This window comes from Gordonia sp. BP-119 (assembly GCF_016924115.1).
Classification (GTDB): Bacteria; Actinomycetota; Actinomycetes; order Mycobacteriales; family Mycobacteriaceae; genus Gordonia; species Gordonia hongkongensis.
Genome location: NZ_JAFFZF010000012.1, coordinates 79944 through 98897 on the forward strand (window position 1 = coordinate 79944; position 18954 = coordinate 98897).

21 protein-coding genes are annotated in these 18954 nt (G+C 67.8%); 13 read left to right on the plus strand and 8 right to left on the minus strand.

What is annotated here, in order from left to right; genetic code table 11:
* Positions 1-173 precede the first annotated feature (173 nt).
* The gene (locus tag JW364_RS09705) at positions 174-1043 is read left to right on the plus strand and encodes a formate/nitrite transporter family protein (RefSeq protein ID WP_065631086.1); all 870 of its coding nucleotides are present in this window, start codon (positions 174-176) and stop codon (positions 1041-1043) included.
* A gap of 65 nt (positions 1044-1108) precedes the next feature.
* On the opposite strand, the gene JW364_RS09710 is transcribed toward JW364_RS09705, so the two are convergent.
* Entirely contained in the window at positions 1109-3151 is a 2043-nt protein-coding gene (locus JW364_RS09710; RefSeq protein WP_171011556.1) for a DUF2339 domain-containing protein, read from the minus strand.
* Positions 3152-3276: 125 nt separating this feature from the next.
* Between JW364_RS09710 and JW364_RS09715 the strand changes: the two genes are divergently transcribed.
* Together JW364_RS09715 and JW364_RS09720 are read left to right on the plus strand one after the other, a co-directional pair.
* Entirely contained in the window at positions 3277-3609 is a 333-nt protein-coding gene (locus tag JW364_RS09715; protein WP_064571124.1) for a hypothetical protein, read from the plus strand.
* Between the two features lie 43 nt (positions 3610-3652).
* Positions 3653-4162: a carboxymuconolactone decarboxylase family protein gene (locus JW364_RS09720; RefSeq protein ID WP_205333532.1), complete on the plus strand. Its 510-nt coding sequence runs from the start codon at positions 3653-3655 to the stop codon at positions 4160-4162.
* 15 nt (positions 4163-4177) lie between these two features.
* Here the strand turns inward: JW364_RS09720 and JW364_RS09725 are convergent, their stop codons facing one another.
* Entirely contained in the window at positions 4178-5002 is an 825-nt protein-coding gene (locus tag JW364_RS09725) for an ABC transporter permease (RefSeq protein ID WP_205333533.1), read from the minus strand.
* A complete protein-coding gene (locus tag JW364_RS09730) occupies positions 4999-5985 on the minus strand; it encodes an ATP-binding cassette domain-containing protein (protein ID WP_205333534.1) in 987 nt (328 codons plus the stop codon). The genes JW364_RS09725 and JW364_RS09730 overlap by 4 nt, the downstream gene beginning before the upstream one ends.
* Positions 5986-6090: 105 nt before the next feature.
* Between JW364_RS09730 and JW364_RS09735 the strand changes: the two genes are divergently transcribed.
* The gene (locus tag JW364_RS09735; protein WP_068970913.1) at positions 6091-6792 is read left to right on the plus strand and encodes a TetR/AcrR family transcriptional regulator; all 702 of its coding nucleotides are present in this window, start codon (positions 6091-6093) and stop codon (positions 6790-6792) included.
* A gap of 67 nt (positions 6793-6859) precedes the next feature.
* Positions 6860-8098, plus strand: coding sequence for an MFS transporter (locus tag JW364_RS09740; protein WP_068970922.1), 1239 nt, complete (start codon positions 6860-6862; stop codon positions 8096-8098).
* On the opposite strand, the gene JW364_RS09745 is transcribed toward JW364_RS09740, so the two are convergent.
* The gene (locus tag JW364_RS09745; RefSeq protein WP_065631052.1) at positions 8079-8687 is read right to left on the minus strand and encodes a TetR/AcrR family transcriptional regulator; all 609 of its coding nucleotides are present in this window, start codon (positions 8685-8687) and stop codon (positions 8079-8081) included. The genes JW364_RS09740 and JW364_RS09745 overlap by 20 nt on opposite strands.
* A 116-nt stretch (positions 8688-8803) precedes the next feature.
* Here JW364_RS09745 and JW364_RS09750 point away from each other — a divergent pair, with 116 nt between their 5' ends.
* The 6 genes from JW364_RS09750 to urtE all read left to right on the plus strand — a co-directional run bounded on the left by JW364_RS09750 (position 8804) and on the right by urtE (position 15129).
* A complete protein-coding gene (locus JW364_RS09750) occupies positions 8804-9850 on the plus strand; it encodes an oxygenase MpaB family protein (RefSeq protein WP_064571129.1) in 1047 nt (348 codons plus the stop codon).
* Between the two features lie 277 nt (positions 9851-10127).
* Positions 10128-11441, plus strand: coding sequence for an urea ABC transporter substrate-binding protein (gene urtA, locus JW364_RS09755; RefSeq protein ID WP_091344393.1), 1314 nt, complete (start codon positions 10128-10130; stop codon positions 11439-11441).
* A gap of 102 nt (positions 11442-11543) precedes the next feature.
* The gene (gene urtB, locus JW364_RS09760) at positions 11544-12431 is read left to right on the plus strand and encodes an urea ABC transporter permease subunit UrtB (RefSeq protein ID WP_058252491.1); all 888 of its coding nucleotides are present in this window, start codon (positions 11544-11546) and stop codon (positions 12429-12431) included.
* Entirely contained in the window at positions 12428-13540 is a 1113-nt protein-coding gene (urtC, locus tag JW364_RS09765; protein ID WP_068970914.1) for an urea ABC transporter permease subunit UrtC, read from the plus strand. The genes urtB and urtC overlap by 4 nt, the downstream gene beginning before the upstream one ends.
* On the plus strand, positions 13537-14433 hold the full coding sequence (urtD, locus tag JW364_RS09770; RefSeq protein WP_058252493.1) for an urea ABC transporter ATP-binding protein UrtD: 897 nt from the start codon (positions 13537-13539) through the stop codon (positions 14431-14433). Before urtC ends, urtD begins: the two co-directional genes overlap by 4 nt.
* 3 nt (positions 14434-14436) lie before the next feature.
* On the plus strand, positions 14437-15129 hold the full coding sequence (gene urtE / locus JW364_RS09775) for an urea ABC transporter ATP-binding subunit UrtE (protein WP_068970915.1): 693 nt from the start codon (positions 14437-14439) through the stop codon (positions 15127-15129).
* A gap of 18 nt (positions 15130-15147) precedes the next feature.
* Here urtE and JW364_RS24410 read toward each other — a convergent pair whose 3' ends face one another.
* The gene (locus JW364_RS24410) at positions 15148-15279 is read right to left on the minus strand and encodes a hypothetical protein (protein ID WP_275892300.1); all 132 of its coding nucleotides are present in this window, start codon (positions 15277-15279) and stop codon (positions 15148-15150) included.
* A 182-nt stretch (positions 15280-15461) separates the two neighbouring features.
* The gene (locus JW364_RS09780; protein WP_205333535.1) at positions 15462-16202 is read right to left on the minus strand and encodes a guanylate cyclase; all 741 of its coding nucleotides are present in this window, start codon (positions 16200-16202) and stop codon (positions 15462-15464) included.
* Between the two features lie 58 nt (positions 16203-16260).
* Between JW364_RS09780 and JW364_RS09785 the strand changes: the two genes are divergently transcribed.
* Both JW364_RS09785 and JW364_RS09790 read left to right on the plus strand, forming a co-directional pair.
* A complete protein-coding gene (locus JW364_RS09785; protein WP_205333536.1) occupies positions 16261-16440 on the plus strand; it encodes a hypothetical protein in 180 nt (59 codons plus the stop codon).
* Positions 16441-16496: 56 nt separating this feature from the next.
* Positions 16497-16916: a hypothetical protein gene (locus JW364_RS09790; protein ID WP_058252499.1), complete on the plus strand. Its 420-nt coding sequence runs from the start codon at positions 16497-16499 to the stop codon at positions 16914-16916.
* A 105-nt stretch (positions 16917-17021) separates the two neighbouring features.
* Here JW364_RS09790 and JW364_RS09795 read toward each other — a convergent pair whose 3' ends face one another.
* Both JW364_RS09795 and JW364_RS09800 read right to left on the minus strand, forming a co-directional pair.
* Positions 17022-17357, minus strand: coding sequence for a transglycosylase family protein (locus JW364_RS09795; protein ID WP_058252500.1), 336 nt, complete (start codon positions 17355-17357; stop codon positions 17022-17024).
* A gap of 277 nt (positions 17358-17634) precedes the next feature.
* On the minus strand, positions 17635-18942 hold the full coding sequence (locus JW364_RS09800) for a cytochrome P450 (protein WP_205333537.1): 1308 nt from the start codon (positions 18940-18942) through the stop codon (positions 17635-17637).
* Positions 18943-18954 lie beyond the last annotated feature (12 nt).

Consider the following 18954-nt stretch of genomic DNA (forward strand, 5'->3'; position numbering starts at 1 on the left):
GGCAGTGTTCACACGATCGACACGCCCACCGCAGACCGCGGCGACACCAGAACTTCACACCGCGACCTGGACCGAGTGAGGGCGGTGTAACAGGGAGACTCGTCGATGACACCGAACGGACATGTGGCCTCGGTTCCATGGGCGCATCAACTGAGGAGTTCGAGGAGAACCACATGTCCTATGTGAAACCGTCCGAATTCGCGGTGAAGATGGTCGACGCCGGCGAGTCCAAGGCGTTCATGTCCACCCGCGACACCCTGATCAGGGCGTTCATGGCCGGCGCGATCCTGGCTCTGGCCGCGGCCTTCGCGGTGACCGTCACCGTGCAGACCGGCCAGCCGCTGCTGGGGGCGCTGTTGTTCCCGGTCGGCTTCATCCTGCTCTACCTGATGGGATTCGACCTGCTCACCGGTGTGTTCACGCTGGTGCCACTCGCACTGCTCGACAAGCGACGAGGAGTCACGGTCCGGTCGATGCTGCGCAACTGGGGTCTGGTGTTCCTCGGGAACTTCCTCGGCGCCATCCTGGTCGCGGTGATGATGGCGGTCATCCTGACCTATGGATTCAGCGTCGCACCCGACGAGGTGGGACAGCGGCTCGGCGAGATCGGCCACAGCCGTACCGTCGGTTACGCCGAGCACGGGGCCGCCGGCATGCTGACGCTGTTCATCCGCGGCGTGCTGTGCAACTGGATGGTGTCCACCGGTGTCGTCGCCGCGATGATGTCGACATCCCTGCCCGGCAAGGTGATCGGGATGTGGATGCCGATCATGCTGTTCTTCTACATGGGCTTCGAGCACTCGATCGTCAACATGTTCCTCTTCCCCTCGGGTCTCATGCTCGGCGGTGACTTCTCGATCGCCGACTACCTCGTCTGGAACGAGATCCCCACGGTGATCGGCAATCTCGTCGGCGGACTCACCTTCGTCGGTCTGACGCTGTACTTCACCCATGTACGGACCGCTCCGGATCGTCGACCCCCCGCCCACGACGCGACGACCGAGGTCGACGTGGCCGCGCCGGTCCGTACGACGACCGCCTAGCCCGACGCCGACCCGTATGACGTCGTGCCCGCATTCCGGGCACGACGTCATATTGTTCGACAGGGTCATACGGCTGTCGCCGAAGACGGCTCGGCCGGGTCGTCCTGGAGGGCGCGGGCGTACCAGGCGCCCAGGCCGAGCAGGATGAGTCCGGTCACGATGAACACGATCACGCGGAAGATCCCGTCGAGGGTGGCCAGGTCGAAGAGGAACAGTTTCGCCATCGCGGCCGCGACGAGGACTAGACCCCCGGTGACCGCGGCGGTACGTGCGGCACCGGTGCGACGCCGGGCATAGGCCAGGGCCGTCCCCGCGAGGACCATCCAGCAGGTGGTCGCCAGCACGTGACCGGCGAGGAAGCCGTCCGACCCGGCGACCAGGACGCCTGCGGTCACACTGATCGCGGTGAGTGCGTAGACGACGACCACTCCGGCGGCGATATGGGCTGCGCGCGAGACCTTCTCGTCGGTGAGGCGGGCCCACCCGGCGGCCAGGACCAGGGCGCCGGCGGCCGCGAACACACTCGCCACGACGATCCCCAGAGACGCGTCCCGTCGCATCAGGTCCGCATCGGCGAGCACATACGGCGGCGCCGCGTCGAGTAGCGCCGCGAAACCGATGGCCCACAGGACCGAGCCACCGGCGAGAAGTACCCGCGAGGTCGTCGACCATGTCCGGGCGACAAGCGCGGTCACCGTTGCCAGGCCGAGCAGGACGGTGATCGCCACCGTGCCGTCGAAGGCCACCAGAACGGCGACGAACAGCAGCAGAAGGGCGGTCGCGGACCAGATCTGCGCAACGACGTCGGGCACGCGCGGGGTGGAGCCGGTACGCGAGTCGGGAAGCCCCGATCCGATCAACACGGTTCCGATCAGCGCGCCGGCGATGCAGGTCTGCAGGATCACCGCGCCCGGCATGTTCATCACCGCTCCGGCGAACAACGCGGGGATGGTCGTCGCACTCGCCAGACCGGCCAGCGTCTCCCGGAACTGCGTGGTGGGCATCGCGATCAGGGCGCCGGCGACCCCCAGCACGACGACCACGACGACCGCGGCCGCGAAGACGGTGTCGGCGGCACCGGCCGACGTCCAGCCGGCCAGCGCGAGGACACCGACCAGGGTCAACGGAATCGTGGGCGCGGCGAGCCGCACGGCATGCAGCCAGATCCAGTCGCGACCGAGCTGGACCCACGCCGATGCCGCGGCGAGGACCACCATGAACGCGATGAGGGTGGTGTCCAGTCCGCCGGTGAGCACCGGTGCCAGAGCGATCAACGGCACGACGACGAGCAGCCCCAGGTGTTCGCTGCGCCACCGATGGGCAAGCGCGAGCCCAGCCGCGGCGACGAGTCCCGCGACTCCGAGGCCCACGACGATGGGCAACCAGTCGTAGATCTTGGTCGCGGCCAGGACGTCGAGGTAACCCGCCGCGATCCCGGTGGCCGTCAGCGCGATGGCACCGATCCGGCCGTCGGGCCGGCCGCGCGACCAGATCCCGCCGGCGACGAGCGCCGCGGCGAGGACCGCGCCACCCGCGACGCGGAATTCCGGGCGGAGCAATCCGGCCTGTGCGGCCAGGACGAGGAGCAGTGCGACACCGATGAGGGTCACGCCCACGCCGGCGGTGGCGAGGATCTTGCCGATCAATCCGCGTTCGGCGGCCGCGCCGATCCGTTCGGACATCGACGGCCCGGCCGGCCGCGGAGGCGACGCGACCGGCGGATACGGTCGCGCACTCGCCGGGCGGGGCATCGGCGGAGGACCTTGCGGGCCCGGCGGAGCGATCGGGGGTCGTTGGTGGCCGACCGGTGGCGGCGCCGTCGGCAACCAGGGCCGGGACGGGGGTGTGGGCCGAGGTCCCGCGGCCTGCGCAGGAGCTGCCGCCACCGTCGGTGGGGTGAGGCCGGCGGCGGGTGGCTGCACGGCGGATTGCGGTGCGGGGGCGACGTCGCGAGCAGGCTCGTCGGGCTCGGCGACGATACGTCGCAGCTCGGCGAATTCGGCTGACACGGTGGACATCTGGCGTGCTATCGCGTCGAACTCGGTCGAGATCCGCGCCAGGGTGGCAGTACTCGGATCGCCGCCGAATGTGCTGCTGGGAGAGTTCATGTGTCGACGATGACCGGTCGCGCCCCGGCATGGATGAGTAGTCCTACCCACCAGGGGTGGGGGATTCGTGTGACGGGTGCGCGGCGACGTGATTGCCGGACGGCCCGGCAGGGTATCGCTGGACCATGACTGATCCGCACAATGCTGCCGACCGTGGACGCGCCGACGTCGAGAAGCGCTGGCAGGACACCGGAAGCTACCGGTCCGCGGCCCTGTATGTCGTGGCCGTGGTCGCGCTCGGCGCGGTGGCCTGCGCGGTCTTCCTCGCCGTCGACCGCGCCAATATCGTCCTCGCGTCGCTCGTCCCCGGTGTGTTCCTTCTCGGCGGGATCGGTGCGCTGGTCAACGCCTACCGCACCTATCGCCGGGGCGGCACCTGGCCGATGTGGCAGGGCGCGGCGTGGTTCCTGTTCGCCCTCATGCTCGTGGCGCTGGCGTTTCCCGCGATGGCGGGCTGATGCCTGTTTCCCACTGTGACGGGCTGATGTCTACTGTGGGGCCATGCCTGCGCAACGGGTGCGAATCGACAAGACCACGCCGCAGGTCTACCGAAAGCTGATCGCGGTATCCGCGGAGGTCGCCGCGGCCGCCGAATCGATCGGGCTGAGTCGGTCCCTCGTGGAACTGGTGAACCTGCGGTGTTCGCAGCTCAACGGTTGCGCCTTCCGCATGGATCTCCATGCGCAACTGGGCCGCTCCGCGGGTCTGACGACGCAGCAGATCGACGTCATGGCCGGGTGGCGGGATGCGCCGGACCTCTACGACGACGTCGAGCAAGCGGCCCTGGAGATCGCCGAGCTCGTCACCGAACTGCCGGCGCACGACGCGGCCGACCTCGCCTACGACCGGGCGACGGACATCCTCGACACCGACCAGACCGCGGTGCTGATCTGGGCGGCGGTGACCATCAACGCGTTCAACCGGATGTCCATCGTGAGCGGGTACCGCCCCCGGCCCGGCGCCTCGCCGCAGAAGGCGGCAACACCGTTCACCGGTGGCGCGACAGGCTAGTCGGCCGTCCTCGCCTCACCGCCCTTTGCGCGCGAACACCCAGCCGGCCGCCGCGAGTGACACCAGCGCGATCGCCGCGCACCAGGCCAGGCCCGTCACCGCTGTCGACGTCAGATCGTGCACCGGTGACCCGCCGGTGCCCATGCCGACCAGCAGGGCTCGAATGGACTCGATCACCGGTGTGACCGGTTGTGCCTCGGCGAAGCCGCGCAGCCAGGCCGGCATCGTCTCGGGTGGCACGAACGCACTCGAGACATACGGCAGGAAGAGCATGACGAAGCCGAAACCGCCTGCCGCGGCGGGCGTTCGCACCGCCACGCCGATGAACGCGGCGAGGCAGGTGATGGCCAGGATGTAGGCGAGGACCATCCCGGCGGCACCGAACCATTCGAACAGCGACGCCGACGGCCGGAAACCGATGGCGACCGCGACGATCAGGACGACCGCGGTGGACACGGAGTTCTTCACCAGGCTGGCCGCGACATGGCCGAACACCATGGTCGCGCCCACGATGGGCATCGACCGAAAGCGGTCGATGACGCCGCCGCTCATGTCATTCGCCACCGCCAGTGCGGTATTGGACGCGCCGTAACCCGCGCACAGCAGGATGACTCCCGGAGTCGCGTAGGTGATGTAGTCGGTACCCACCGACATCGCGCCGCCGAAGACGTAGACGAACATGAGCATGATGGCGATCGGCAGGACGAGCGCGAGGATCAACTCGTCCGGATCGCGGCTCATCATCCGCAGCGATCGCCCGAACATCGTGGTCGCGTCGATCTGCAGGTGCCGGAGTCGCTTCGACGACGAGCCCTCGGCGAGGACAGTGGTGAGACTCATGCCGCGACCTCGTTCCCGGTGGCCGGTTCGGCGGGTTGTCCGGTCGCCGCAAGAAACACGTCGTCCAGTGTGGGAGAACGCAATTCCCAGGCATCGACGGTGGCGACGGTTCGATCGACGAGATCGAGGACCGCGCGTGTGTGGGCCACCGACCGGTCGGTGGGCACGCGGACGGTGGTCGACTGGACCGACGGCCCGAAAGCCGCCAGGTCGGAGGCGAGGGCGGTGGCGTCGGCCGCGGTCGGCACGACGAACTCGAGCGCGGCCTCGCCGACGCGGCGTTTCAGGTCGGCCGGTGTACCGGCGGTCCCGATCCGGCCGCCACTGATGAGGGCCACGCGGTCGGCGAGGCGGTCCGCCTCCTCCAGATACTGCGTGGTCAATAGGACTGCCGTCCCCTGCGCGACCACGTCGTCGATCACCTGCCAGAGCATCTGACGGCTGCGCGGGTCGAGGCCGGTCGTCGGCTCGTCGAGGAAGAGGACCACCGGCCGGTCGAGGAGTCCCGCGGCGAGATCGAGACGCCGGCGCATACCGCCGGAGTACGTCGCGACCAGTCGGTCGGCGGCGTCGGTGAGATCGAAGGCGAGCAGGAGTTCGTCGACGCGGTGATCGACGGTGCGGCGGGGATGGTGCGCGAGCCGACCCATCATCCTCAGGTTCTCGCGACCGGTGAGCTTGTCGTCGACGGCCGCGTATTGCCCGGTCAGACTGATGATCTCGCGGACCCGGCGGCGATCGGCGACGACGTCGAAGCCGCCGACGCGGGCGGTCCCTCCGTCGGGGCGGGTGAGGGTGGACAGGATGCGCACCGTGGTCGTCTTACCCGCGCCGTTGGGGCCGAGCAGGGCGACGACCTCCCCGGCGCCGACGTCGAGGTCCAGCCCGCGCAGGACGGGCACCCGGGAGTCCCCGCGGCCCAACGATTTCGTGAGGCAGACGGCCTCGACCGGCATGGGTGACGAACGGTCCGGGACGGTCATGTCGGACTCCGATCTGTTTATGTGTAAAACTGTTTACTCCAGTAACTGCGTACAGTAGACGCAGTTGTGCGCGACGGCAAGGGTCGCCGACCGAGAGGATCGCGAATGGCAGAGGGTGGGGACGAGACGCTGCAACGGCTGTGGACAGGTGGCAGGGCGGGCAGCCGTGGTCCCAAACCGGCCCTCGATCTCGACCGCATCGTCGACGCCGCGATCGCGATCGCCGACACCGACGGCCTCGACGCGGTTTCCATGGCGCGCGTGGGTGAGGCGCTCGGCTGTTCGGCCATGGCCCTGTATCGCCACGTGTCCGGCAAGGCTCAGCTGCTGAGCCTCATGGTGGACGCGGTGGCGGGTCAGCTCGCGTTGCCGCCGCGCCGAGGGGAGTGGCGCGAGGATCTGGCGGCGTGGACGCGGGCGCAGATCGACGGCATGGTCGAACGCCCCTGGTTCCTCGAACTGCCGCTGACGGTCGCGGTCCCGGGGCCGCGTCGAATGCGTTGGATGGAGGCGGGTTTCGAGATCCTGAAGGATTTCGACCTGCCCGGTGACGACAAACTCGAGATCCTCGGCCTGCTCGCCCAGTATGTGCTGTCGGCAACCCGGTTGGAGATCGAGATGCGGCGTGCGACGGGTACCGATGCGGAGTCGGACTTCGAGCAGGTGCTGACCGGTCTCGCCGATCCCGCGCAGTACCCGTACCTGTTCGCGGCGATGCAGAGCGCGGGCGGGGAGTCCGACGACCGTGAATTCGGGCTGCAGCTCATTCTCGACGGCATCGCATCGCGCGCCACCGGCTCGCCCTGACGCGTCACCGGGCACTCTGACCGGCCGCCCACCGCCGCACTCGCATCTGTGCGGCATGATGTCACCCATGTCGACTGTGCGCTCGGGCCGGCTCGCGGTCGGCACGCTGTCGCTGCTCACCGTTCTCTACTTCGCGCAGGGCCTGCCCTACGGATTCTTCAGCCAGGCGGTGCCGGTCATCCTCCGCGAGGAGGGTTACTCACTGACCCAGATCAGCGTGTACGGACTGTTGTTCGCGCCCTGGGGCCTGAAATTCCTGTGGGCGCCCTATGTCGACGCCTACGGCACCCGGCGCAGATGGCTGGTGTCCCTGCAGTTGTCGTCGGCGGTCGTCGCACTCGTCTTGGCGACGCTCGATCTGTCCGGGTCCCTGGTCTGGCTCCTGATCGGCATCGCGGTCATCAACCTGCTGTCGGCGACGCAGGACATCGCGACCGACGGGCTGGCGGTGTCGATGCTCGAGCCGCGTCAGCGCGGTCTGGGCAACGGAATCCAGGTGGGCGCGTACCGAATCGGCATGATCGCCGGCGGCGGCGGGCTCCTCTGGCTGTTCTCGTTCGCCGGTTGGCGCACCTTGTTCGTCGTGATGGCGGTGCTCCTGTTCGCGGTCACCGTCGGCGTGTGGTTTCTCGCCCGTGAGCCGAGCCGACCGACCGGCGATGCGCAGCCGACACCGTCGAAGCGGGTGTCGCCCGGGTTGTTGCTGACGGGCTGGTCGTCGCGGCTCCGACGTCCGGGCGTGATCACGTTCATCCTCGTCGTCGGCGCGTTCAAGTTCGGTAACTCGATGGCGTCGGCGCTGGTGGGCCCGTTCATGTCCGACATCGGACTCACACTGGGCCAGATCGCGCTCGTCGAAGGTGCGTTGTCGTCGGCCGGAGCGCTCGGCGGAGCCGCGCTCGGCGGGTGGCTCGCGTACACCTACGGTCGGCGGCACGCACTGCTCGTCGGCGGTGTCACCCAGACACTCAGTCTTGGAGTGTATCTGGTCGCGTCGATCGGCGTCGGCGGCTTCTGGCTGGTGGTCACGGCCAGCCTCGCCGAGCACATCCTGGGTGGCGCGGCGACCGTCGCGGTGTTCACCCTGATGATGGATGCGTGCCAGCAGGGCTACGAGGGCAGCGACTACACCTTGTTCGCGTGCGCGGTGGTCGGCGTGCAGGGCGCGGCCGGGTTCGCCGCCGGGATCGTCGGCGACCTGTTCGGGTTCCCGGCGATCTTCGCGACCGGCCTGATCCTGTCCGGCCTCGGCTGCCTGGTCATGATCCGGGCCCTCGATCGCGGTCTCATGAAACGTCTCGGGTAGGCAGGAGGGTCGCCATCGCCTCGTCGACGACGCGGTCGAGGTCGTCACCCAGGCTGCCGGCCAAGAACTGTTGCACCAGTTCGGACATCGCGCCGGTGAAGATCGCGGCCCGCACCCGGCTCGTGAGCCGGTCGGTGTCGCGGGCGTCGGCCTCGGCGAACGCGAGGTCGCGGAGCATGCCCTGGGTGGTGGCCCGCCGTTCGGCGAGAACGGGATTGGTCACCCCGGCGGTGAACAACACGCGGCCGCGCCGCGGATCCGACGACGCGTGGCCGAGGACCGCACGGATACCCGCGCGGGTGCGTGACCGGACCGAGGGGCCCGCCTCGCGCATCGCGGCCTCGACCACCACGCCGAGTTCCGCCGTCGCGGTGTCGTAGACCGCGCCGAGCAGATCGTCGGTGTCGGAGAAGCTCTCGTAGAAGTACCGGGTGTTGTAGCCGCAATACCGGCACACCGAGCGGACCGACAGCTCGGCTTCCGCGCCGACGCCTCCGAAGATGTCGAAGGCGGCCGCGATCAGGGCCGCTCTACGCTCCGCGCGCCGGTCCGCGAGCGGTACGCCCGCCCAGCGGGTCGGTGAGGACATCTGCTCACCATAGTCGGCCGCCAGCGTACCCCGCACAGATCTGGTCACGCCTGTACCCAAAGAGTTACTCTGGGTACGACCGTGACCAATGGTCGACCCGAGCGGAAGGTCTGTAGATGACTGTGTCCATGGCTCCTCTCCGACTGCCGTCGACCGACTGGATTCCGGTTCCCCTCCCGCACGAGTTCGTCGGGTCCTGGCTGAACGGCAAGTTCGACGCCCACGTCCGAGCGAAGTTCTTCCGCGGGATGGACTTCGAGAAGCCGGCCGGCGATCCGGGTTGGTTCGGCCCGGGCAGCGCGACCTGGTACGTCCATTCGCACACGCCCGCGCTCATCTTCGGTCTGCAGTGTGCGTCGTACCTGGAGCGTCTCGACCCGAGCATCTTCTGGATGGGTGTGCAGCACTCGCGGCTGGTCCGGCGCCGCGAGGACGGAACCCCGACCCTGTCCATCGATCCCGACGGCGCGATGACCAGACTCGGGCACTCGCTGGCCTTCTTCATGGGGACCGCGTACGGCTCGACCGAGTCCGCCGAGCGACTGGCGCGGACGGTACGCGCGATGCACCACACCATCAAAGGTGTCCGGCCCGACGGTGCGGCCTACGACGCCGACGATCCGGCCTGGCTTCGCTGGAACTATGCCACCGTCGTCTGGGGTATCGCCACCGCGCACGAGATCTACCACCCGCAGCCGCTGCGGGGCGCCGAACTCGACGGCTATTACCGGGAATTCGTGCGCGTCGGTCACGCGCTGGGTGGGACCGACCTGCCCACGACCAAAGCCGACACCCTCACCTGCTTGGCCGAGTACCTGCCGAAACTCGCACTGACACATGGCAATGCGATGGCCACCGGGTTGAACGTACGCAACCCGGCCCAGGGCGCCGTGGACTGGGCGATCCGTGACACGATGCCCCGCTGGGCCCAGCAGCTCATCATGTACCGCCCGCCCAATCCGGTCGAACGGCGTGCGCGCCGGAGTGCGGTGTGGGGTCTGATCAACTCCGCCCACCTGACGATGGGGGAGGCGCCGGAGTTCGCGGCCGCTCGTCGTCGCGTGGCGCACGGGACGACGGTGCCGCACACGCTTCCGCGCTATGAACTCGGATCTGACCCCGAGCGTACCCGTGCCGAAATCGAGGCCTCGTTCGCCCGTTAGCCGCTGTGGGCGCTCGTGTCAAACCGGGTCGCTCCGAAACTCCAATGAAGGCAACGGAATTCGCCGGCATCAGATCGTGACGGCGGGTCCGGAAGCGGAAACATCGATTTCATCTCACGTCACGCCGGTGTAACAAAGTCAATTTACGTTTACCTCCCATACGCCAGATCGCAAGGCTTGCGACGCGTATCTCATCGGGGGTCACGCGGTGACAGGCCGCGTGTTCGTCGTGCCCCCATCTGAGTGGACCTGAGACGTAATGAGAAAGGCTTCGCCGATGCCGTCTGTTCCGTTGCCGCCCGGCCCCCCGCCGGCGGACATCCCGCCGTCCGCCCCGACCCGGTCACGCCGTCGGCGGTACGGCATCCTGGTCCCCGCGGCGCTGTCCGCGGTGGCGCTGGTCCTGAGCGCCTGTGGCAGTTCGGCCAGCGAGGAATCGGCATCGAGCGCCGAATCGTGTGTCGACACCTCCGGGAGCACCATCAAGGTCGGCTCGCTGAACTCGCTGTCGGGCACCATGGCGATCTCCGAGGTCACCGTGCGTGACTCGATCAAGCTCGCCGTCGATCAGATCAACGACAACGGCGGAGTGCTGGGCAAACAGATTCAGCTCATCGGCGAGGACGGGGCCTCCGAGCCGACGATCTTCGCGGAGAAGGCCGAGAAGCTGATCTCGAGTGATTGCGTCGCAGCGGTGTTCGGCGGTTGGACGTCGTCGAGCCGCAAGGCCATGCTGCCGGTCTTCGAGGACAACAACTCGCTGCTGTACTACCCGGTGCAGTACGAGGGCCTGGAGTCGTCGCCGAACATCTTCTACACCGGCGCCACGACGAACCAGCAGATCGTGCCGGCCCTGGAGTACCTGAAAGAGGAGGGCGTGAAGTCGCTCTACCTCGTCGGTAGCGACTATGTCTTCCCGCAGACGGCCAACCGTGTCATCAAGGCGTACGCGGAGGCCAACGGCATCGAGATCAAGGGCGAGGACTACACCCCGCTCGGTTCGACGGACTTCTCGACGATCGTCAACAAGGTCCGTACCGCCGACGCCGACGCCGTGTTCAACACTCTCAACGGCGATTCCAACGTCGCGTTCTTCCGCGAGTACAAGAACGTCGGCCTGACCCCGCAGGCCATGCCGGTCGTCTCGGTGTCCATCGCGGAGGAAGAGGTCGGCGGTATCGGTGTGGACAACATCGAGGGCCAGCTGGTCGCGTGGGACTACTACCAGACCGTCGACAACCCGGTGAACGCCTCGTTCGTCCGTGACTACAAGGCCGCATACGGCGCCAACAAGCCGACCTCCGACCCGATGGAGGCCGCCTACGTCTCGGTCTACCTGTGGAAGAACACCGTCGAGAAGGCCCAGTCGTTCGCCGTCGCCGACGTCCAGAAGGCTGCCGGCGGAGTCACTTTCGACGCTCCGGAGGGCCTCGTCACGATCGACGGCGAGAACAACCACATCACCAAGACCGCGCGCATCGGTGAGATCCGTGGCGACGGACTGATCTACACGGTGTGGGATTCGGGTCAGCCGATCGAGCCGGACCCCTACCTGAAGTCGTACCCGTGGGCCGAGGGCCTGAGCAACTGACACCGTCGACGACCCGTCCCGCGTCCTCCGGCGACGCGGGACGGGTCGCGCACGGTCCCTCCCGGCGAACGCGGCACTCGCCGACGACGAACGGATAGACACGTGGAAACCGTTATCGGACAGCTCTTCACCGGGCTCAGTCTCGGTTCGATCCTGCTTCTCGCAGCTCTCGGCCTGTCCCTGACCTTCGGTCAGATGGGCGTGATCAACATGGCCCACGGGTCGTTCATCATGGCCGGGTCCTACACCGCGTACACGGTGCAGGAATACCTGATCTCCAATGCCGGGGTGTCCCTGCTGGTCTCGCTCGTCATCGGGTTCCTCGTCGGCGGCCTGATGGGCGTTCTCCTCGAGGTCACCCTGATCAAGCGGATGTACGACCGCCCACTGGACACACTCCTGGTGACGTTCGGTGTCGGATTGATCCTCCAGCAGCTCGCCCGCGACATCTTCGGCGCGCCGGCGGTCGACGTCGTCGCACCGTCGTGGTTGTCCGGCGGCGTCGACATCCTCGGCGCGGTCGTCCCGAAGACGCGCCTGTTCATCATGCTGCTGGCCATCGTCGCGGTCACCGCGATCGCGGTGACCATGAAGTACACGCCGATGGGTCGGCGCATCCGCGCCGTCGTCCAGCACCGGGATCTCGCCGAGACGAGCGGGATCTCCAGCCGCCGAACCGACATCACGACGTTCTTCATCGGTTCGGGACTCGCCGGCATCGCCGGGGTCGCACTGACGTTGATCGGATCCACCAGCTCGAACACCGGGATGACCTATCTGATCGACGCATTCCTGGTCGTCGTGATCGGCGGGCTGGGCCAGATCAAGGGCGCGGTCATCGCGGCCATCGCGCTCGGCGTCCTGAACTCGTTCATCGAATACAACACGACGGCGTCGGTGGCGAAGGTCGCCGTGTTCGTCATCATCGTGATCTTCCTGCAGATCCGGCCGCAGGGGCTGTTCACGGTCCAGTCGAGGAGTCTTGTGTGAAGGACTATTTCAGCAGTTCCTGGAAGGTCTGGGCGGGCTTCGGCGTCGCCGCCATCCTGTTGTTCGCGGTCGCGCCCGCCGTCCTCTCGGACTTCCGTCTCAACCTGCTCGGCAAGTTCCTCTGCTTCGGCATCGTCGCGGTGGGCATCGGCCTGGCCTGGGGTCGTGGTGGCATGCTCACCCTCGGCCAGGGTGTGTACTTCGGGCTGGGTGCGTACATCATGGCCATGCACCTGAAGATCTCCGACGCGGAATTGCGCGGCGACGACGTGCCCGACTTCATGCAGATTGCCGGGATCAGCGAACTGCCGGGGTACTGGAAGCCCTTCGCCTCACCGGTGGTGACGATCCTGGGCATCCTGCTGGTACCGACGTTGCTGGCGATCCTGCTGGGTCTCGGCGTGTTCAAACGGCGCGTCAAGGGTGCCTACTTCGCCATCCTGTCCCAGGCGCTGGCCGCCGCCTTCGCGATCCTGCTCATCGGTCAGCAGACCACCGGTGGCAGCAACGGCCTCAACCGTTTTCGCAGCTTCTTCGGGCTCGCCCTGAACGACCCGGTGAACCGGCAGCTGCTGTTCTTCATCACCGCGGCCATCCTGCTCGCCGTCGTGGCGATCACCCGTCAGCTGATGTACAGCCGGTACGGCGAACTGCTGGTCGCCGTCCGCGACCAGGAGGAGCGGGTCCGGTTCCTCGGCTACGACCCGGCCAACACCAAGGTCGTCGCCTACGCCATCGCGGCGTTGTTCGCGAGCATCGCGGGGGCCATGTTCGTTCCCATCGTCGGCATCATCTCGCCCGCCGACGTCGGGATCGTGCCGTCGATCGCCTTCCTGATCGGCGTCGCCATCGGCGGGCGCACAACGCTTCTCGGCCCGGTCCTCGGCGCCATCGCGGTGGCCTGGGCGCAGACCAGTCTGTCGGAGAGCTTCCCGTCCGGCTGGACTTATGCGCAGGGAATCCTGTTCATCGTGGTCGTCGGGTTCTTCCCGGCCGGGCTGGCCGGCCTGGGGGCACTGGTCAAGTGGCGCCGGAAGAGAGCGCCGGATTCGTCCCCGACCGGCGACATCGACGAACACACCAGCAGCAAGGTAGGAGCGTCGTCATGACCGAAGCAGAATCGACGGTCGTCGGGCACCCGCCGGTCGCCGGCGGCAACGCCGGGATGGACAGCGACTACCTCCAGGTGCGCGGTCTCAGCGTGGAGTTCGACGGTTTCAAGGCCGTCTCCGACGTGGATCTCACACTGCTGCAGGGTGATCTGCGGTTCCTGATCGGTCCGAACGGTGCCGGCAAGACCACCATCATCGACGCCATCACCGGCCTGGTGAAGTCCACCGGTTCGATCCAGAAGTCCGGTGTCGAACTGGTCGGCAAGAAGGTGCACCAGATCGCGCGGCTCGGGGTGGGCCGGACCTTCCAGACCGCGAGCGTCTTCGAGGAACTGAGTGTGCTGCAGAACCTCGATATCGCCGCGGGCGCCGGGCGTTCGGTGTGGACGATGCTGCGGCGTCGACCGACGCAGATCCCCGACTCGATCGCCGAGGCGCTCGAAACCATCGGCCTGCAGGACCTGGCCGACACACCCGCGGGCGTACTGGCCCATGGTCAGAAGCAATGGCTCGAGATCGGGATGCTGCTGGTGCAGAACGCCTCGGTGCTGCTGCTGGACGAGCCGGTCGCCGGGATGAGCCACGAAGAGCGTGAGGAGACCGGGAACCTGTTGCGCCGCATCGGCGGTGAGCGCACCGTCGTGGTCGTCGAGCACGACATGGACTTCATGAGGTCCTTCGCGACATCGGTCACCGTGCTCGCGCGGGGTCGGGTGCTCGCCGAGGGCACGGTCGCCGAGGTCCAGGCGAACCCGAAGGTCCAGGAGGTGTACCTCGGGACCGCGGCCGGCGGTGAAGAACTCGAGGAGATCGCCGCCGAGGTCGACTCCGACACGACTGCGACTTCGGCGAGCGCGGCTGCAACGCAACCGATCACGGAGAAGGGCTGAACCATGCTGAAGATCTCCGGAGTCCATGCGGGCTACGGTCGGACCGAGGTGATCCACGGGGTCGACATCGAGGTACCGACCGACGGCGTCGTCGCGGTGATGGGACACAACGGGGCCGGGAAGACGACCCTGCTCCGCGCGGCCGTCGGGTTGGTGAAGACCACCAAGGGCACCATCACGTTCGACGGCGTCGACATCACCCGGGCGCGTCCGAGCGTACGGGTCGGGCACGGTATCGCCTACGTGCCCCAGGGGCAGCAGAGTTTCGGCCATCTCACCACCGCCGAGAACCTGCAGGTGGTGGCCGACGGCCGCAAACGCGGCAAGGAGCTGGTCGCCGAGATGCTGGACATGTTCCCGGCACTCAAGGAATTGCTGGGACGACGCGCCGGCCTGTTGTCCGGCGGCCAGCGTCAGCAGCTGGCGATCGCGCGCGCGCTCATCACCGAGCCGCGGATGCTCATCCTCGACGAGCCGACCGAGGGCATCCAGCCGTCGGTCGTCGCCGAGATCGAGCAGACCATCACCACGCTGACGCAGCGCGGTGGGCTGGGCGTACTCCTCGTCGAACAGCACATCGGGTTCGCCCTCGAGGCGGCGCAGCGGTACTACGTGCTGGAGAGCGGCCGCGTGACGTCGTCGGGTGAGGGCGGTACGGCCGCCGAAAGTGCTGTGCGCGAGGCGATGACGATCTAGTACGACGCGCGGGCCACCTCAGCCGGGCGCTTGCCGACTGAGGTGCTCCCACTCGCGGTAGCCCCGGTCACGTGCGCGGTCCATCCCGAGCACGTGGTCGAACGACTGGCTGCCGACGATGAGGCGCCGAGGCGGGTCGGGGAGCGCCACGAGTTCCAGGATGACCGGCGCGGTAGTGGCCGGGACCCACGACTACACCTGCAGGTCCCGATCACTCCCGCCGGAGAGAGCGGTCTCGCCAAGCGATCCTCGAAGCGACCCGAGCCCTGGTCGTGGAGCAGTCGTACGACAAGGTCACGGTGGAGGCGATCGCGGCCCGGTCCGCGCCGGCGTCAGTCCAGCCGGACTCCGATCTCGGGGGTGAGTTCGTGCGGCGCGTGGAGGGGGAGATCGTCGCCGCTCCAGAATCGCCCGGGGTCGAACCAGTTGGAGTCCTTGGACGCGTCGAGGATGCCCATCTCCCGATAGGTGATGGCCACCACCTCGGCGCAGTAGGCGGCTTCGAGTCCGACGCCCTCGGTGTTCTGATTTTTCCGCTGCTGCCGTTCGTCGCGTCGTTGACGGACCTTGCGGTCGAGGTAGGGGATGCCCCGGACGAGGTCGGTCGAGTTGGGCACCCGGCCGCGAAACCACCGGCCGGCCAGGCGCGCGGTGGTCGGGAACGGCGTCCCGTCGAGTTCGGCGATCACCTTGAGGAGAGCGTTCTCCTGATCCGGGGAGACCTCCGGCGTGAGCTGTCGGAACCAGCACGCCTGCTTGTAGCGGATCATCCACTGCTCCGCGGCTTCTCGAGCGTCGTGTAGCTGCACGCCGCGATGATTCGATCCGGTCCACACGTCGGTCAGCCGATCGCCGAGCTCTGCGTGCCACAGCAGCGGTGGCAGATCGTCGATGCAGACCGCCATCGCGACATGGTTCACGGGAGCGTTGGTCAGGGTGCGGATGGCCCGGTCCGGTCCGGAATGGCCGCGGAAGAGCCAGATGTCGCCGGTGCGGGTGGCGTCGAGTGCGTCGGTCAACGAGATGCCGGCGTCGGCGCGGTCTCGGCCGAGGAGAATTCTGCTGGTGGGCACGAGAGCAGGCTAATGCGTCCGGAGCACGCACGACGCCCGCGCGACCTATCCTGCCCGCATGAGGAACCTGTGGAAATGGCTGGGATTGGCGGGCGCGGTCGGGGTGGCCACCGGCGGGGTGATGGTCGCGCGTGACCAGCGGCAGCGGAAGTCCTATTCGGCCGACGATGTCCGGGCACGCCTGCATCAGCGGCTCGACGAGACGGAGAACGCGGGTGGCGAAACCGCTGATTCCTGAGGACACTGGACAGCGTTGACCGGCGGCTCTTCAGGGTGGCCGGAGGAAGGAACATCATGACCGACAACAGCGGCTCCGGCGGACCGTTCAATTTCGGCCCCGAGGACTTCGACCGATTTGCGCGCGAGGCCGGTGACGGACTGCGTGACGTGTTCGGCAAGCTCTTCGAGGGGCAGGCCGGACCGGCAGCCTTCTCGATGTTCTTCGACGAGGCCGCCCGCGGCCGCACTCGAACCAAGCCCCGTGAGGAGACCACCGGTGAGGCCGGCTCGGGTGTCTGGGCGGTGTTCGTCGTCGACGACGACGGCGGTGCCCGCGTCGAGCAGGTCTACGCCACCGAACTCGAGGCCCTACGCGCCAACAAGACCAACACCGATCCGCGACGCAACGTGCGGTTCCTGCCGTACGGCATCGCGGTGAGTGCGTTGGACACGACGATCGGGGACAGCGGCGACGACGCCGCGCCCACGCCGTAGACAGCGGCAGACGCAACAAGGCCGGCGAGTCCTGGAAAGGACTCGCCGGCCTCGTCGTGTCGACGACTGCACGGCCTCACGGCACGTGCTGCGCCGGTGCCTGCGTCAGAGGTTGGCGCCGCACACCGGCCAGGCGCCGGGGCCCTGGGTGGCGAGCACGTTCTCCGCGACGCGGATCTGCTCCTCGCGGGAGGCGTCCGCCGGATTGCCGGTTCCGCCGTTGGCCTGCCAGGTGCTCATCGAGAACTGAAGGCCACCGTAGTAGCCGTTGCCGGTGTTGATGGCCCAGTTGCCGCCGCTCTCGCATTGAGCGACCGCGTCCCAGTTGCCGCCTGCTGCGTGCGCGGTGGACGCCAGCATGCCGAAGGGGGCGGCAGTCAGTGCGCCGACGATGGCGGCGCGGGCGACGAGCTTGGTCATGTGGGTCTTGGTCATTCGCATGGTCTTCGTTCCTCCTCACCACCCCGGGGTTGGCAGGGCGGTTGATCTCGGACCGTGGGCGACCATACGGGTTGGGTAACGGCTTGGTCACGTCGAGTCCGTGACCTGGGCGATTCGGATAACGCCGAGATAACGCTGTTAGCTTTACGGCGAATTCGCAGCGCATACCGCAATTCGGCGGGGGCTCGCCGTCGCCGATGTTCGGCCGCGTTCGATGACGAAGGTCACAGCGTGGATGTGGGGCTCGTCACGTCGGCCCCCGGGCGTCGAGCTGGGGTCAGCGCGGAACGACAGCGATACGACCACCGCGGGACGGGGCATACGCCACCCCGCGCGAGAACCAGCGTTCGGACTTGGCGCTGGTCGGCAGCAGTTCGAAGTCCGCCAGCAGTGTCCGCAGGGTCACGTCCATCTCCATGGTCGCGAATGCCGCCCCGATGCACCGCCGTGTGCCGCCGCCGAACGGCAGCCAGGCCGACGGAGGCTTGGTGCCCAGGAAACGGGTCGGGTCGAAGACCTCGGGCCGGGCGAACTCGCTGGTGTCGTCGTGGAGGAGTGCGATCGAGACGAGGACGTTGTATCCCTTCGGGATCCGCCACTCGCCGAGGTCGAGATGGTCGGCGACGACGTGCCGGCCGGCGAAGTCGATGACGGGTCGGCTGCGCTGGACCTCCAGGATGGTGGCGTGGCGGTAGTCGGAGCCACCGGCGTCCACCTCGGCCACCAGTTCGCGCACCACCTCGGGGTGCCGGCGCAGCCGCTCGAGCGCCCACGCAAGGGTCGTCGCCGTGGTCTCGTGTCCGGCGGCGAGCATCGTGGCCAGTTCCTCGGCGATCTCGTCGTCGGTCATCGGACTGCCGTCGTCGTAGGTGCTGCGCAGCATGATCGCAAGGATGTCGGTGCGCTCATCCAGGCGAGAATCGTTGCGCGCCTTCGTGATCAGCCCGCCGACGTAATCTCGGTAGTCGGCATTGCGTCGCGCGTACCGGTGATTGGGGTCGATCGGCCGGAGAAGGCGTGGGAGTGGGGGTACCGTCGCGGCGCGCGAACCGACGGTCACCATCGGTGGGATCATGTCGCGGAGTCGGTCCAGCTCGCTGCCCTCGGCGCCGAAAACCGCGCGGAGGATGACGTTCAGGGTGATGCGCATCATCGGTTCGATGGAGGCGAATTCGATCCCGGTGGGCCAGGACGCTGATTCGGCGCGAACCTCGTCGACCACCATCTGTTCGTACGACCGAATCGGCTTGCCGTGCAACGGCGGGGTGAGCAGTTTGCGCCGGGCGCGGTGTCTGGCGCCCTCCAGCGCGAACATCGATCCGGTGCCGAGTATGCGGCCGAGGTTGGGCTGGACGTTCTCGACCTGGTCACCGGCGGTGAACAGCTCGCGCGCCATCGCGGCATCGGAGATGACGACGGAAGGGCCGAAGACGGGCAGGTTCACGGTGAAGGCCGAGCCGTGCCGGTCGTGGAGATATCGAAAGAAGTGTCGCCGCGACACGACCGCTCCGAGCCCCTGGATGGTGGACGGGATCGACGTGGTGGGCGGCAGAACCGCCTCACCGCTCAGGGTCGGGGTGTTCACGAGTGAGGTCCT

Coding starts and splice junctions, on each gene's coding strand:
- JW364_RS09705 (WP_065631086.1), top strand. CDS start 174: ATGTCCTATGTGAAACCGTCCGAATTCGCGGTGAAGATGGTCGACGCC.
- JW364_RS09710 (WP_171011556.1), bottom strand. CDS start 3,151: ATGAACTCTCCCAGCAGCACATTCGGCGGCGATCCGAGTACTGCCACC.
- JW364_RS09715 (WP_064571124.1), top strand. CDS start 3,277: ATGACTGATCCGCACAATGCTGCCGACCGTGGACGCGCCGACGTCGAG.
- JW364_RS09720 (WP_205333532.1), top strand. CDS start 3,653: ATGCCTGCGCAACGGGTGCGAATCGACAAGACCACGCCGCAGGTCTAC.
- JW364_RS09725 (WP_205333533.1), bottom strand. CDS start 5,002: ATGAGTCTCACCACTGTCCTCGCCGAGGGCTCGTCGTCGAAGCGACTC.
- JW364_RS09730 (WP_205333534.1), bottom strand. CDS start 5,985: ATGACCGTCCCGGACCGTTCGTCACCCATGCCGGTCGAGGCCGTCTGC.
- JW364_RS09735 (WP_068970913.1), top strand. CDS start 6,091: ATGGCAGAGGGTGGGGACGAGACGCTGCAACGGCTGTGGACAGGTGGC.
- JW364_RS09740 (WP_068970922.1), top strand. CDS start 6,860: ATGTCGACTGTGCGCTCGGGCCGGCTCGCGGTCGGCACGCTGTCGCTG.
- JW364_RS09745 (WP_065631052.1), bottom strand. CDS start 8,687: ATGTCCTCACCGACCCGCTGGGCGGGCGTACCGCTCGCGGACCGGCGC.
- JW364_RS09750 (WP_064571129.1), top strand. CDS start 8,804: ATGACTGTGTCCATGGCTCCTCTCCGACTGCCGTCGACCGACTGGATT.
- urtA (WP_091344393.1), top strand. CDS start 10,128: ATGCCGTCTGTTCCGTTGCCGCCCGGCCCCCCGCCGGCGGACATCCCG.
- urtD (WP_058252493.1), top strand. CDS start 13,537: ATGACCGAAGCAGAATCGACGGTCGTCGGGCACCCGCCGGTCGCCGGC.
- urtE (WP_068970915.1), top strand. CDS start 14,437: ATGCTGAAGATCTCCGGAGTCCATGCGGGCTACGGTCGGACCGAGGTG.
- JW364_RS09785 (WP_205333536.1), top strand. CDS start 16,261: ATGAGGAACCTGTGGAAATGGCTGGGATTGGCGGGCGCGGTCGGGGTG.
- JW364_RS09790 (WP_058252499.1), top strand. CDS start 16,497: ATGACCGACAACAGCGGCTCCGGCGGACCGTTCAATTTCGGCCCCGAG.
- JW364_RS09795 (WP_058252500.1), bottom strand. CDS start 17,357: ATGCGAATGACCAAGACCCACATGACCAAGCTCGTCGCCCGCGCCGCC.